Origin of the sequence: Sphingomonas oryzagri, from assembly GCF_029906645.1 — a bacterium.
Classification (GTDB): Bacteria; Pseudomonadota; Alphaproteobacteria; order Sphingomonadales; family Sphingomonadaceae; genus Solisphingomonas; species Solisphingomonas oryzagri.
This window is the reverse complement of sequence record NZ_JARYGZ010000002.1, coordinates 294,782-308,365: the sequence shown is the minus strand read 5'-3', so window position 1 is coordinate 308,365 and position 13,584 is coordinate 294,782. Positions and strand designations below refer to the sequence as shown.

General features: G+C 68.1%; 11 protein-coding genes. 7 read left to right on the top strand and 4 right to left on the bottom strand.

Annotation, left to right across the window (positions count from 1 at the left end; translation table 11 throughout):
* The first annotated feature begins 82 nt into the window (after positions 1 to 82).
* The 4 genes from QGN17_RS15540 (at position 83) to QGN17_RS15525 (ending at position 5,187) form a co-directional block, all read left to right on the top strand.
* Positions 83 to 892, top strand: coding sequence for an enoyl-CoA hydratase/isomerase family protein (locus tag QGN17_RS15540; protein WP_281045510.1), 810 nt, complete (start codon positions 83 to 85; stop codon positions 890 to 892).
* Between the two features lie 23 nt (positions 893 to 915).
* A complete protein-coding gene (locus QGN17_RS15535) occupies positions 916 to 2,058 on the top strand; it encodes an acyl-CoA dehydrogenase family protein (RefSeq protein WP_281045509.1) in 1,143 nt (380 codons plus the stop codon).
* Positions 2,059 to 2,129: 71 nt separating this feature from the next.
* Positions 2,130 to 3,410 carry an MFS transporter gene (locus QGN17_RS15530; RefSeq protein ID WP_281045508.1) on the top strand — a complete coding sequence of 427 codons (1,281 nt, stop codon included), beginning with the start codon at positions 2,130 to 2,132 and terminating at the stop codon, positions 3,408 to 3,410.
* A gap of 49 nt (positions 3,411 to 3,459) precedes the next feature.
* Positions 3,460 to 5,187, top strand: coding sequence for an N-acyl-D-amino-acid deacylase family protein (locus QGN17_RS15525; protein ID WP_281045507.1), 1,728 nt, complete (start codon positions 3,460 to 3,462; stop codon positions 5,185 to 5,187).
* Between the two features lie 7 nt (positions 5,188 to 5,194).
* On the opposite strand, the gene QGN17_RS15520 is transcribed toward QGN17_RS15525, so the two are convergent.
* The gene (locus QGN17_RS15520; RefSeq protein WP_281045506.1) at positions 5,195 to 5,977 is read right to left on the bottom strand and encodes an SDR family oxidoreductase; all 783 of its coding nucleotides are present in this window, start codon (positions 5,975 to 5,977) and stop codon (positions 5,195 to 5,197) included.
* 107 nt (positions 5,978 to 6,084) lie between these two features.
* On the opposite strand from QGN17_RS15520, the gene QGN17_RS15515 reads away from it, so the two are divergent.
* Positions 6,085 to 7,128 carry a phosphotransferase family protein gene (locus QGN17_RS15515; RefSeq protein ID WP_281045505.1) on the top strand — a complete coding sequence of 348 codons (1,044 nt, stop codon included), beginning with the start codon at positions 6,085 to 6,087 and terminating at the stop codon, positions 7,126 to 7,128.
* A 4-nt stretch (positions 7,129 to 7,132) separates the two neighbouring features.
* Here the strand turns inward: QGN17_RS15515 and QGN17_RS15510 are convergent, their stop codons facing one another.
* Positions 7,133 to 7,504: a VOC family protein gene (locus QGN17_RS15510; RefSeq protein ID WP_281045504.1), complete on the bottom strand. Its 372-nt coding sequence runs from the start codon at positions 7,502 to 7,504 to the stop codon at positions 7,133 to 7,135.
* A gap of 152 nt (positions 7,505 to 7,656) precedes the next feature.
* On the opposite strand from QGN17_RS15510, the gene QGN17_RS15505 reads away from it, so the two are divergent.
* Positions 7,657 to 9,177 (top strand): 4-hydroxyphenylacetate 3-hydroxylase family protein, encoded by a 1,521-nt coding sequence (locus tag QGN17_RS15505; protein WP_281045502.1) that lies wholly within the window; start codon positions 7,657 to 7,659, stop codon positions 9,175 to 9,177.
* Between the two features lie 2 nt (positions 9,178 to 9,179).
* Here QGN17_RS15505 and QGN17_RS15500 read toward each other — a convergent pair whose 3' ends face one another.
* Together QGN17_RS15500 and QGN17_RS15495 are read right to left on the bottom strand one after the other, a co-directional pair.
* The gene (locus QGN17_RS15500; protein WP_281045501.1) at positions 9,180 to 9,920 is read right to left on the bottom strand and encodes an NUDIX hydrolase; all 741 of its coding nucleotides are present in this window, start codon (positions 9,918 to 9,920) and stop codon (positions 9,180 to 9,182) included.
* Positions 9,917 to 11,983 carry a 3-hydroxyacyl-CoA dehydrogenase NAD-binding domain-containing protein gene (locus QGN17_RS15495; protein ID WP_281045500.1) on the bottom strand — a complete coding sequence of 689 codons (2,067 nt, stop codon included), beginning with the start codon at positions 11,981 to 11,983 and terminating at the stop codon, positions 9,917 to 9,919. Before QGN17_RS15495 ends, QGN17_RS15500 begins: the two co-directional genes overlap by 4 nt.
* A gap of 136 nt (positions 11,984 to 12,119) precedes the next feature.
* On the opposite strand from QGN17_RS15495, the gene QGN17_RS15490 reads away from it, so the two are divergent.
* Positions 12,120 to 13,568, top strand: coding sequence for an OB-fold domain-containing protein (locus tag QGN17_RS15490; protein ID WP_281045499.1), 1,449 nt, complete (start codon positions 12,120 to 12,122; stop codon positions 13,566 to 13,568).
* Positions 13,569 to 13,584 lie beyond the last annotated feature (16 nt).

Below are 13,584 nucleotides of genomic sequence, written 5' to 3'. Positions count from 1 at the left end.
GCGGCCTCACCTAAGTCATAGCCGCCCCGCCCGCAGCACTTCCGCTATCCCGCCGCCGGCAGGATGGAGGACGGACGGCGACATGGGTGGCACGAAAAGCTACGCGACGATCACGGTGGAGGCGCATGGCGCGATCGAGGTCGTGACGCTCGATCGGCCGGCAGCGCTGAACGCGCTGTCCAACGAGCTGGTCGGCGAACTGCTCGATTACGTGCAGGGCCTGCGGCAGCGGCCCGAATGTCGCGTCGTCATCCTGCGCGGTAATGGCCGGGCCTTCTGCGCCGGTCTCGACATCAAGGAGCATAGAGCGGCGACCAACGAGACGCCGCTGCAACGCGCCTGGCGCGTGCAGATCGCGCTCAGCGACTTGCTGAAGGCGATGCGCGTGGCGCCGCAGCCGTTCATCGCGCTCGGCCACGGCGCAGCCTGCGGCGGCGGCTTCTCGCTGATGCTGGCGTCCGACGTGCGCTTCGGCGCGCCGTCGCTCCGGATGAACGCGGCCTATATCCGGATCGGGCTGGGCGGTGCGGATATCGGCTCCAGCTACTTCCTGCCCCGCCTCGTCGGCGCCAGCCTCGCCGCCGAGCTTCTGCTCACCGGCCGCTTCCTCGATGGCGATCGCGCGCTTCGCCTCGGCCTGCTGAGCGACGTGGTGCCGGAAGAGCGGCTGCTCGAAACCGGGCTGGCGCTCGCCGACGAAATGGTGGCCAATGCGCCCTACGGCCTGTCGCTCACCAAGCAGGCGCTCAATCTCGCCATCGATGCGCCCTCGCTCGAGGCCGCGCTGGCGCTGGAGGACCGCCAGCAGGTGATGCTGCAGGCCACCGACGACCATCACGAGGCGATGACCGCCTTTGTCGAGAAGCGGCCGCCCGTCTATCACGGTCGCTGAACCACAAGATCCGGAGAGGCCCCTTGCTCGACACCGCGTCCCGCACCGCCTTCGACGAAGACCATGCGATGTTCCGCGACACCGTGCGGCGGGTGTTCGACAAGGCGCTGCTCCCCCATCTCGATCGCTACGAGCGTGAGGGCATCGTCGACCGGCCGTTCTGGCTGGCCTGTGGCGAAGCGGGGCTGCTCTGCCCGACGGTGAAGCCCGAATATGGCGGGCTGGGCCTCGATTTCGCCTACAATGTGGTGGTCGCAGAGGAGCTGGCCTATGCGGGGTCGGCCGCCGGCATCACCCTCCAGTCCGACATCGTCGCCGAATATATCGAGCGCTACGGATCGGAGGAGCAGAAGCGGACATACCTGCCCGGCATGGTGACGGGCGAAGTGATCACCGCCATCGCGATGACCGAGCCGGGTGCGGGATCGGATCTGCAGGGCGTGCGCACCACCGCGATCCGCGACGGCAACCATTATGTCGTCAACGGATCCAAGACCTACATCACCAACGGCCAGAATGCCGATCTGGTCGTGGTCGTCGCCAAGACCGATCCGGCGCTCGGCGCCAAGGGCATCTCGCTGATCCTCGTCGATGCCGATACGCCCGGTTTCCAGCGCGGGCGCAATCTCGACAAGGTCGGCATGCATTCCGCCGACACGTCCGAACTGTTTTTTGAGGACGTGCGCGTGCCGATCACCCATTGTCTTGGGCAGGAAGGGCAGGGCTTCGCCTATCTGATGAGCCAGCTGCCGCAGGAACGGCTGTCGATCGCCGTCTCCGCGCAGGGCGCCGCGCAGCGCGCGTTCGACGAGGCGGTGGCCTTCACCAAGGATCGCAAGGCGTTCGGCAAGACGGTGTTCGAGTTCCAGAACACCCGCTTCACGCTGGCCGACATGAAGAGCCAGTTGCAGGTCGGCTGGGCGCATCTCGACTGGGCGATCGCGCGCCATGTCCGCGGCGAACTGACCACCGCCGAGGCATCCGCCGCCAAGCAATGGCATACCGACATGCAGGGCCGCGTGATCGACATGGCGCTGCAGCTCCATGGCGGCGCGGGCTACATGAACGAATATATGGTCGCGCGGCTGTGGAGGGACGCGCGCGTGACGCGCATCTTCGGCGGCACCAACGAGATCATGAAGGAAGTCGTCAGCCGATCGATCTGAGCCTCTCCATCCTGCTAGGCCAGCCCCCCGCCATCCGCCGCTAGACGGGGCCGACGGGGAGGCGGCGCGCGATGATCGGAAGGGGGACGCGCCGCATCCTGCCGCAGGCGGACCGCAACCAGCTCCTCCTCTTCCTCGTGATGCTGATGACCGCGATCGGCAGCACCGGCATGCAGTCGGTGGTGCCGGCGATCGGGCGCAGCTTGAAGCTGCCCGATCCGCTGATCGCGCTCGGCTTTTCGCTCTCCGCTCTGGCCTATGCGCTGGCCGCACCCGTCTGGGCGCGGCGGCTGGGGCGGAGCGGCGGCAAGCGGATGGTCCTAGTCGGCATCTGGGGCTTCGTCGCCTCGATGATCCTGTGCGGGATCGCGCTGACGCTCGGCCTCACAGGCACGCTTGCCGCGACCGTCGCCTTCGTGGCGTTCATCCTCGGCCGTGCGGTCTACGGCCTGTTCGGCGCCGCCTCGCCGCCCGCCGCACAGGCGATGGTGGTGGCGGTGTTGCCGCGCGGGGAATGGGTGAAGGCGCTGAGCCTGCTCGCCTCCGCCTTCGGGCTGGGGACGATCATCGGGCCGGCGCTGGCGCCCTTCTTCGTGCTTCCCGTCGTCGGCCTCGCCGGGCCGGCCTATGTGTTCGCGGTGATGGGAGTCGCGATGGCGGCGGCGATCGTCGTCTTGCTGCGCAACGTGTCGCTCGACGAGGCCGTCCCCGCCGTCCCCGCCGCCGAGCCGACCATCGGTGGCGAGCCGAGCGACGCCGCCGCGATCGCCGCCTCCGCGCCATCGACCGGCCGGCAGGTCCGCTTCACCGATCCGCGCATCTGGCCGTGGATCCTCGCGGGTCTTGTCGCCGGCCATGCGCAGGCGATCGCGGGGCAGACGCTGGCCTTCCTCGTGATCGATCGACTCGGCCAGCCGCCGGCGCTCGCCCAGCCGCTGATCGGCATGATCCTGATGGCGGGCGCGCTCGCCGCCCTGCTCGCGCAATGGGGTGTGATCCCGCGCCTCGATCTCCAGCCGCGCGCGATGCTGTTGTGGGGATCGGCGCTGGCGGCGATCGGCTGCGCGGGCGTCGCATTGGCGCACGATCTCCACGCCATCACGGTCACCTTCGCGATCGCCTCGTTGGGCTTCGGCTTCCTGCGGCCGGGCTTCACCGCCGGCGCCTCGCTTGCGGTGGACGAATCGGAACAGGGCGTCGTCGCCGGGCACGTGACGGCGGTGAACGGCTACACCTTCGTGCTCGGCCCGTCGCTGGGCATCCTGATGTACGACTGGTGGCACCCGCTCCCCTATCTGGTGAGCGCTGCGGCGATGGCCCTGATCTTCCCTTTCTGTTTGCGGCTCCGATAGATTTTGCACATCGTGATATAAATGCGGTATGCCAAAGCAGGAGGATGCCATGGCCGACTATGATCTGATCCTGCGCGGCGGCGAGGTTCATGACGGGCTGGGCAGCCCCGGCCGGATCGCCGACGTCGCGATCAAGGATGGCCGCATCGCGGCGATCGGGGCGATCGAGGGCAGCGCCGACGAGGAGATCGACGCATCCGGCAGGTTGGTCACGCCGGGCTTCGTCGACGTGCACACCCATTATGACGGGCAGGCGACCTGGGAGAACCGGCTCGCGCCGTCCTCCAACCACGGCGTGACGACGGTGGTGATGGGCAATTGCGGCGTCGGCTTCGCGCCCTGCCGCCCCGCCGAACGCGCGATGCTGGTGGCGGTGATGGAAGGCGTCGAGGACGTGCCCGAACTGGTGATGACGGAAGGGTTGCCCTGGGACTGGGAGACCTTTCCCGACTATCTCGACGCGCTCGACAAGCGCGCGCTCGACGTCGACATCGCAGCACAGCTCCCCCATTCGGCGCTGCGCGTCTACGTGATGGGCGAGCGCGCCGCCGGGCATGAGCCGCCCGATGCCGCCGATCTCGCCGAGATGCGGCGGCTCACCGCCGAGGCGATCCGCGCCGGCGCGCTCGGCGTCACCACCTCGCGCAACCTGATGCACTGCACGCGTGCCGGCAATCTCGCGCCCAGCCTCCATTCGGAGGAGGACGAACTGGTCGCGCTGGCGCACGGTCTGCGCGATGCCGGTGCCGGCGTGTTCCAGCTCATCCCGCACATCACCGCGCCCGCCGGGGAGGAGTTCCGGCTGATGCGCCGCGTGGCGGAAGAATCGCGCCGGCCGCTGTCCTACTCGCTGCTCCAGATGCCGACCGGCGATCCCGGCCAGTGGCGCAGCTATCTGGACTCGCTGACTGCCGCCAATGCCGAGGGCCTGACGATCCGCGCGCAGGTCGCGCCGCGTCCGGTCGGGATGCTCTACGGGCTGGACCTGAGCTTCCATCCCTTCGTCTTCCACCCGAGCTTCCAGCCGCTTGCCGACATGCCGCTGGCGGAAAAGGTCGCGGCGATGCGCGACCCGGCGCTGCGCGCGACGTTGCTGTCGGAGCAGCCCGAGCACAGCAATCCGGTGCTGGTGAAGACGGTCACCGCCTTCCGCTTCGCCTATCCGATGGCGCGCGATCCCGATTACGAGCCGGATCTCGCCGACCGCATCGACAACCGTGCCAGGGCGCTCGGCCGCACGCCGGAGGATGTCGCCTACGATCTGCTGCTGGAGGATGAGGGCCGCGCGATCCTCTACCAGCCGGGCGCCAATTATCGCGACGGCAATCTCGACGCGGTGCGCACCATGCTGGGCCATCCGGATACGATCGTCGGGCTGGCGGACGGCGGTGCGCATTACGGCATCATCTGCGACGCGAGCTTCCCGACCTTCTTCCTCGAACGCTGGGCGCGCGATGCCGACGAGGCGCAGCGGATCGCGCTGCCCGATGCGATCGCGGCGCTGACCAGCCAGCCGGCCGATGCCGTGGGGCTGGGCGATCGCGGGCGCATCGTCGTCGGCGCCAAGGCCGATCTCAACGTGATCGATCTCGCCCGGCTGCACCTCCACCGCCCGAGCGTGGCGCGCGATCTGCCGGCGGGCGGCAAGCGGCTGCGGCAGGGGGCGGACGGATACGACGTCACGATCGTATCGGGTGCGGTCACCTATCGCGGCGGCGAACCGTCCGGCGCGCTGCCCGGCCGCCTCGTGCGTGGCGCGCGGGGCATCGCCGCCTGAGGCTCGCTCACATCGCCGAGATGCCGCCGTCCAGCTTGAGTTCCGATCCGGTCATCATCCGGCTCTCGTCCGACGCGAGGTAGAGGACGGCATAGGCGATGTCGTCGGGCGTCGCGATTCGGCCGAGGGGTACCTGTCGGGTGAGCTTGGCGTCGCGCTCCGCCTTGGTGCCGCCGGTCAGCCCTTCGAGCAGTGGCGTGTCGGCGAAGGTCGGATGGACGGAGTTGCAGCGAATGTCCCACCCCTGCTTCGCGCAGTAGAGCGCGATCGACTTGGTGAGCATCCACACTGCCGCCTTGGACGTGTTGTAGGCGGAGAAGGCATGGCTCGCGATCAGCCCGGCGATCGAGGAGATGTTGACGATCGATCCGGGCTGGCTCTCGCGCATCAGCCCGAGCGCCGCGCGGGTGCCGTGGAGCGTGCCGTCGACGTTGATCGCCATCGTGCGCTGCCACACCGCGAGGTCGATATCCTCCACCGTGCCGATCGGCGCGACGCCGGCATTGTTGACCAGCACCGAGAGGCCACCCATCGCCCGCGCCGCATCGGCGACCACCGTGCGCCACTGATCGGGCATGGTGACGTCGAGCGTGAAGGCGAAAGCGGTGCCGGCGCCGCAGGCCGCATCGATCTCCGCCGCCACCGCCTCGGCGCCGGCGCGATTGATGTCGGCGATCGCCACCTTCGCGCCGTGCCGCGCCAGCATGTGCGCCGTCGCCGCGCCGAGTCCCTGCGCGCCGCCGGTGATCAGCGCCGTCTTGCCGGCGACACGCCCGTGCGAACCAGTCATTCGGCCATCCCCTCCTACGTTGCCTCCTTATGCGATTGGCGATGGCACGACGCGCCGGGCGAAAAGGACAGCTTGATGCCTGTCCGCCTTCGCCCGAGCATGGGATCATGACGACCAATGCCCCCGCCCGCGCCGAGATCGACTTCGATCCCGCGACGCTCCGTACCTTCCTCGCCTCCGCTCTGCCCGATGGCGGCGGAGAGCCGGCGATCGAGCGGATCGGCGGCGGCCAGTCCAACCCCACCTATTTCGTCGATCTGGGGGATCGGCGCATGGTCCTGCGCAAGCGCCCGCCCGGCGAGCATCCGCGCGGCGCGCACGATGTCGGCCGCGAATATCGCATCATCGAGGCGCTGCACCCGACGCCGGTGCCGGTGCCCGAACCGATCCTCTATCACGAGGCGCCCGATGTGGTCGGCACGCCCTTTTACCTGATGGGCCGGCTCGACGGGCATGTCTTTCAGGACGCAGCGCTGCCCGAGGTGCCGAAGGAGGGGCGCCGGGCTTACTACCGCGAGCTGGCGCGGGTGCTGGCGGCGCTCCATGCCGTGGATGTCGATGCCGTCGGCCTCGGCGGCTTCCGCCGGCCCGAGCGCTTCCTCGTCCGCCAGATCAACCTGTGGGCGCGGCAGTGGGGCGACCTTGCCGAGAGCGACCCGGATGTCGCGCGCGTGGTCGGCTGGCTGCGCGCGCATCTGCCGGAGGACGAGCTCAGCACCATCGTCCACGGCGACTACAAATTCACCAACGTGATCTTCGCCGCCGATCGGCCGGCGCTGGCCGGCGTGTTCGATTGGGAGCTGTGCACGGTCGGCGATCCGCTGGTCGATCTCGCCCATGTCTGGGCCTTCCTGTGGATGACGACGCTCGACGAATATGGTGGGATCATGGGGATCGACCTCGACGCCGAGGGCATTCCGACCGCTGAGGAGTTCTTCGGTTTCTATTACGAGCACGTTGGCGACGATCGACGGCTCACGCCCTTCCACCTCGTGCTGGCGCTGTTCCGCAACGCCGGCATCTTCCACGGCATCGCCCAGCGCGCGCTGGCGGGCAGCGCCAATGCCGGCAATGCCGAGGAGAAGGGCAAGCTCGATCGCATCTATCTCGGCCGCGCGCTGGCGGTGATCGACGCGCAGCCGGGCGGCTAGAGGCTCAACCCCATTTGAAGCCGCACAATTTGTTGCCGTCGAGATCGCGGAAGTAAGCGAAATAGGCGCCCGGCCCGCGCTCGCCCGGTGCGCCCTCGTCGGTGCCGCCGAGTTCCAGCGCCTTGGCATGGAAGGCATCGACCTCCTCTCGCGTGTCGAAGCCGAAGCCTGCCATCGTGCCGTTGCCGATGCAGGCGTCCTTCTTGTCATAGGGGCCGAGCACCGCGAAATAGCTCTTGTTGCCGGCATAGAAGCGGCCGCCCGACGGATGCTCGTAGCGCGGCGTCATGCCGACCAGTTCAAGCAGCGCATCGTAGAAGGCCTTGGCTTCCTCCAGCTTGTTCGATCCGACCGTGCTGTAGCTGAGCTTTCCCATGGCGCGTCCTCTCGTTGGTGTGTCGTGAGAAAGGCTGCCAGCGCTGCGCCCCTCCTGTCCAGCCGCGATCGCCGAACCTCCCCCAAGCCATAGTAGAGCGGCGGCGGCCGGATATGCTTTGCCCTCTCCATGGCCTGCTGGAGGGAAGCCGCGTGAACGCCACCACCCCGGATCGTCGCGAGGAATTCGCCGCCGAACGCTGGGCACGCTTCCGGCCCATCACTGACGGCAAGAGCTATATCGAGTCGCTGCGCGGGCGCGCCGTCACCGTCTATCTGTTCGGGGAGAAGGTGGAGGAGCCGGTCGATCACCCGATCATCCGCCCGTCGATCAACGCGCTCGCCGATACTTACGATCTCGCGGTCGAGGATCCGGAACTGGCCACCGCGCACTCCGAACTGATCGGCGCGCCGGTCAACCGCTTCCTCCACATCGTCGGCAGCCCGCAGGATCTGGTGATGAAGAACCGGATGCAGCGCCGCATGGGCCAGCGCACCGGCACCTGCTTCCAGCGCTGCGCCGGGCTGGACACGATCAGCGTGCTTCACTCGATCACCTACGATATCGACCGGAAGCACGGCACGACCTACCACCAGCGCTACCTCGACTTCATGAAGCAGGCGCAGGCCAACAACATCATCGTCGGCGCCGGCATGACCGATCCCAAGGGCGACCGCTCGAAGCGGCCGAGCGAGCAGGCCGATCCCGACCTGTTCATGCATGTCAGCAGGCGCACCGAGAGGGGCCTCTATGTGCGCGGCGCCAAGGCGCACATGACGGGCGGGCTGAACTCGCACTGGATCTGCGTGATGCCGACCATGAATCTCGGCCCCGCCGACAGCGACTATGCCGTGGTCGGCATGGTGCCGGGCGATGCCGAGGGGCTGACCTACATTTACGGCCGCCAGTCCTGCGACACGCGCGCGCTGGAGAAAGGCGAGATCGACAAGGGCAATGCGCGCTTCGGCGGGCAGGAGACGCTCGTCGTGTTCGACGACGTGTTCATCCCCTGGGAGCATGTCCTGATGAATGGCGAGTACGCGTTCGCACAGGAGATGGTGGCGCGCTTCACCAGCTATCACCGTGCCAGCTACGTCTGCAAAACCGGGCTTGGCGACGTGATGGTCGGCGCGGCGGCGGCGATCGCGGAGTATAATGGCGCGGACCAGGCGAGCCATGTGAAGGACAAGCTCGTCGAGATGACGCACCTCAACGAGACGATCTTCTCCTCGGCGATCGCCTCCGCGCACGAGGCCAAGCCATTGGAATCGGGCATCTACATGAACGACGGGATGCTGGCGAACGTGTGCAAGCACAACGTCACCCGCTTCCCCTACGAGATCAGCCGACTGGCGCAGGATCTCGCCGGCGGCCTGATGGTGACGCTACCGAGCGAGGCGGATTTCGAGCATGATGTCGCAGGCCCGATCCTGCGCAAATATTTCCAGGGCCGCGCCAATGTGCCGGTCGAGCATCGCCAGCGGATGCTGCGGCTGATCGAGAACATGACGCTCGGGCGCAACGCGGTCGGCTACCTCACCGAATCCCTCCACGGCGCGGGCAGCCCGCAGGCGCAGCGTATCCAGATCCTCCGTCAGATGGAGGTGGAGCGGAAGAAGGGATATGCCGAGGAGCTTGCCGGCGTCGGCCGCAACGAGGAGCGTGCCGGCTGAGATCAGCCCGCGCGCGGGTAGAAATGCTCGGTTTCGGCGTACCCCGCCTCGGCGGGGATGCGGATCAGTGTGCCGCCTTCGGCCGGCTCGGGTTTCGGATGGACGGTGAAGTGCGGGCGGCGGCGGGCGGCCTTCAGCGCGGCGGCGGTGTCGTCGCTCTCCGCCAGCCGGCGCAGGTTGGAGAGAGTCGGGAAGAGGATCGATCGTTCGCCGGCCTGCGCACGCTCGATGATCGCGGCCGGCGCGGCCCATTCCAGCGCCACCGTCTCCGCCCCGTCGCAGACCGCCACGCCGCCGCTCACGGCGCGCGCTACATAGAAATGGGTATCGAAGCGCTTGGGCGCCCGTTCGGGCGTCACCCAGTGCGCGAAGGGCACGATGCCGTCGAGTTTCAGGCGCAGCTCATGCGCGCGCACGATCTCGATGAAGGGCAGGCCGGAAACGTCGCCGAGCGGGGGGCAATCCTCCGCGACCAATACCGCCGTCTCCTCGAACGTCTCGCGGATCGCGGCGATGCGCAGCGCGCGCTCATCTGCGTCCAGTCCCTCAGCGCCATCGACATGATCAAGCCACGCCTCGTCCCGATCCTGCGGTTCGACCACGCCACCGGGGAAGACCAGGGCGGAGGCGAACTGCCCGCGATCGTTGCGACGGACCATCAGCACCTCGAACGGATCGTCGCGCACGACCAGCAGGGTGGCAGCGAGCCGCGGCACCGGCGGCGGGGCGACGCCCTCGCTCATGCGCGGGTGAAGCTCCCGCCAGAAGCGGCCCTTTCCTTCAGCAGCTTCGCGGGGCGGAAGGCCTCGCCGTGGTGCGCCGCCAGCTCTTCCAGCTTGGCGACGATCTTCGGCAGGCCCACCGTGTCCGCCCAGAACATCGGGCCGCCGGTATAGACCGGCCAGTTATAGCCCAGGATGCAGGCGACATCGATGTCCGACGCGCGGATCGCGATGCCTTCCTCCAGCACCTTCGCGCCCTCGTTCACCACCGGGTAGAGCAGGCGCGCGACGATCTCCTCGGCGGATTGCGGGCCGGTATCGGCGATTCCCTTCGATTGCGCGAAATCGGCGATGATCGAGGCGGCGACCGGCGAGGGCGTGGCCTTTCGCGCCTCGTCATAATCGTAATAGCCGCCATTCTTCTTCTGGCCGAGCCGGTCCAGCTTCACCAGATCGCCGCGCACGCTGCGCTCGGTATCGTCGCGCCCGATCACGTCGAGGCCGACCAGGTCCATCATCTGGAACGGTCCCATCGCGAAGCCGTAATCGGTGATCGCCTTGTCGATCTCCTGCGGGGTCGGCCCTTCGAGGACGATCGCGTTGGCCTGTTCGCCCCGCCGCGTCATCACCCGGTTGGCGATGAAGCCGTGGCAGACGCGGCTCAGCACCGGCACCTTGGCGATCTTTTTGGCGAGGCCCATCGCGGTGGCGATCACCTCGTTCGAGGTCTTTTGGCCCCGCACCACCTCCAGCAGCCGCATCACGTTGGCGGGCGAGAAGAAGTGCATCCCGATCACCCATTCGGGCCGGCTGGTCGCCGCCGCGATCTGGTCGAGATCGAGATAGGATGTGTTGGACGCGAGGATCGCGCCGGGCTTGGCGATGCCATCGAGCTTGGCGAACACCTCCTTCTTGATCGCCATCTGCTCGAACACCGCCTCGATGACGAGATCGACCTGCGCCAGCGCCTCCAGCCCCAGCGCCGGCGTGATCAGCGCCATCCGCTGCTCGACCTGCTCCTGCGTGATGCGGCCCTTCTTCGCGGTATTCTCGTAATTGCGCCGGATCACGCCGATGCCGCGATCGAGCGCCTCCTGGCTCGTCTCGACCAGAGTCACCGGCAGGCCGGCGTTGAGGAAGTTCATCGCGATGCCGCCGCCCATCGTACCCGCGCCGATCACGCCGACCGTGCGGATCGGGATGGTTTCGGTGGAGGCAGGCACATCGGGGATGCGGACGGTCTGCCGCTCGGCGAAGAAAGTGCTGCGCTGGGCGGCGGATTCGATCGAATCGTGGAGTTCGTGGAACAGCGCCCGCTCGCGCGCCATGCCCTGATGGAACGGCAACTCCACCGCCGCCTCGACCGCCTGGACGATGCTCGCCGGCGCCCTGAAGCCGCGCATGACGCGCGCATTCTTGCGGCGGAAATCGTCGAACAGGGTGGTATTGCCCTTGTCCGGATCGACCTTGTCCTGCCGGTCGCGCACCCGGCTGAGCGGCTGGCCGTCGGCGAGGACCTTGCGCGCGAAGGCGATGGCGTCCTCGCGCAGCCGCCCTTCCTCGGCGAGCGCGTCGATCATGCCGAGCGCGAGCGCCTTCTTCGCTGGCACCGGCGTGCCACTCACCATGATGTCGAGCGCGGCGGCCGCGCCGACGATGCGGGGCAGGCGCTGCGTCCCGCCGGCACCCGGCAGCAGGCCGAGATGCACTTCCGGCAGGCCGACCTTCGCGGACGGCACCGCAATCCGGTAATGGCAGACCAGCGCCAGTTCGTATCCGCCGCCGAGCGCGGTGCCGTGGATCGCGGCGATCACCGGCTTGGCGCCGCTCTCGATCGTGTCGAGCACGGCGAGCAGATCCGGATCCTGCTTGGGCTTGCCGAATTCGGAGATGTCGGCACCGGCGAAGAAGGTGCGGCCCGCGCAGATCAGCACGATCGCCTTCACCGCATCGTCGGACGCGGCGCGGCGGAAACTCTCGTCGAGAGTCTGGCGGACGGCGAAGCCCAGCGCGTTCACCGGCGGCGAATCGATGGTGATGATCGCGATGCTGTCCTCGATCGCGAAACTGCCGACGCTGCCCATATCCCGCCTCTCTCCGTTCATGCGCTGCGGTAGCCGATCGCGCCACCGGGCAAACCTCTCCCAAGTGCCAAGCGCGGTCGCGCGGGAACACGCGGTATAGAAACCCCGAAAAGACAGAGAGCGGGGCGGATCATCGATGGGCAGCGGCATCCTCGCCTTCGGCGCGTACATTCCGAAGAAGCGCCTGCAGCGCGCCGCGATCCATGCCGCCAATGCGTGGTTCGCCGGTGGTCTCAAGGGGCTGGCCAGGGGTGAGCGTGCGATCGGCGACTGGGACGAGGATCCGATCACCATGGCGGTGGAGGCCGCGCGCGACACGCTGACGGGCGTGGACCGCGCGACGGTGGGCGGCGTGATGCTCGCCTCGACCACACTGCCGTTCGCCGATCGCCAGAATAGCGGCGTGATCAAGGAGGCGCTGACGCTGGCCGACGAAACTGGCGCGTTGGACGTCACCGGCAGCCAGCGCGCCGCGACCTCGATGCTGATTCAGGCGCTCAAGGCGGCGGGCGAGCGGCCGCAGCTCTGCCTCGCCGCCGAGATGCGCAAGGCGCGGCCCGCGTCCGAAGGCGAGATGGTCCAGGGTGATGCGGCGGCCGGGCTGCTGGTCGGCACCGCCGATCCGGTCGCGGTCTTCCGGGGGAGCCACAGCACAACGATCGATTTCGTCGACCATTACCGCTCCGCCGGCATGGACTTCGATTATGGCTGGGAAAGCCGCTGGATCCGCGACGAGGGCTTCACCGGCCTGATCGGCGGGGCGCTCAAGAGCGGACTGAAGGCGCTGGGCGTCGAGGCAAATGCCATCGACCGCTTCATCGTGCCGATATCCGTGCGCGGCGTGCCGGACGCGCTGGCGAAGAAGGCGGGTATCCGGCCCGAGGCAGTGGCCGATACGCTTTCCGCGACCGTTGGAGACAGCGGCGCGGCGCACCCGTTGCTGATGCTGGTCGCGGCATTGGAGGCGGCGAAGCCGGGCGAGACGATCCTGCTCATCGGCTTCGGCCAGGGCGTCGACCTGATCCTGCTGGAGACGACCGAGGCGCTGACGACGCTCGCCCCGCGCAGGGGCGTGCAGGGCAACATCGCGCGGGGTCGCAAGGACGAGAACTATCTGCGCTGGCTGTTCCATCGCGGCCTGCTCGATCTCGAGCGCGGGATGCGCGCCGAGATGGACCAGAAGCAGCCCGGCACGACGCTGTGGCGCAACCGCAAGGCGGTGCTCGGCCTCGTCGGCGGGCGCTGCACGCGGACGGGCACGGTGCAGTTCCCGAAGAGCGACATTGGCGTGAACCCCAACGATCATGCCGCCCACACGCAGGAGGACTATCCGCTCGCGGACAAAAGCGCGCGCGTCGTCACCTACACCGCCGATGCGCTGACTTATTCGCCGTCGCCGCCGACCTATTACGGCATGATCGACTTCGAGGGCGGCGGCCGGATGATGGCCGAGTTCGCCGACGTCGCGCCCGAGGATGTCGAGGTCGGCCGCGCGATGGAGATGGTGTTCCGCATCAAGGGCACCGACGAGCAGCGCGACTTCACCAAATATTTCTGGAAGGCGGCACCCGTCGCCGAACTTTGATTGCGCGATTTCCGAG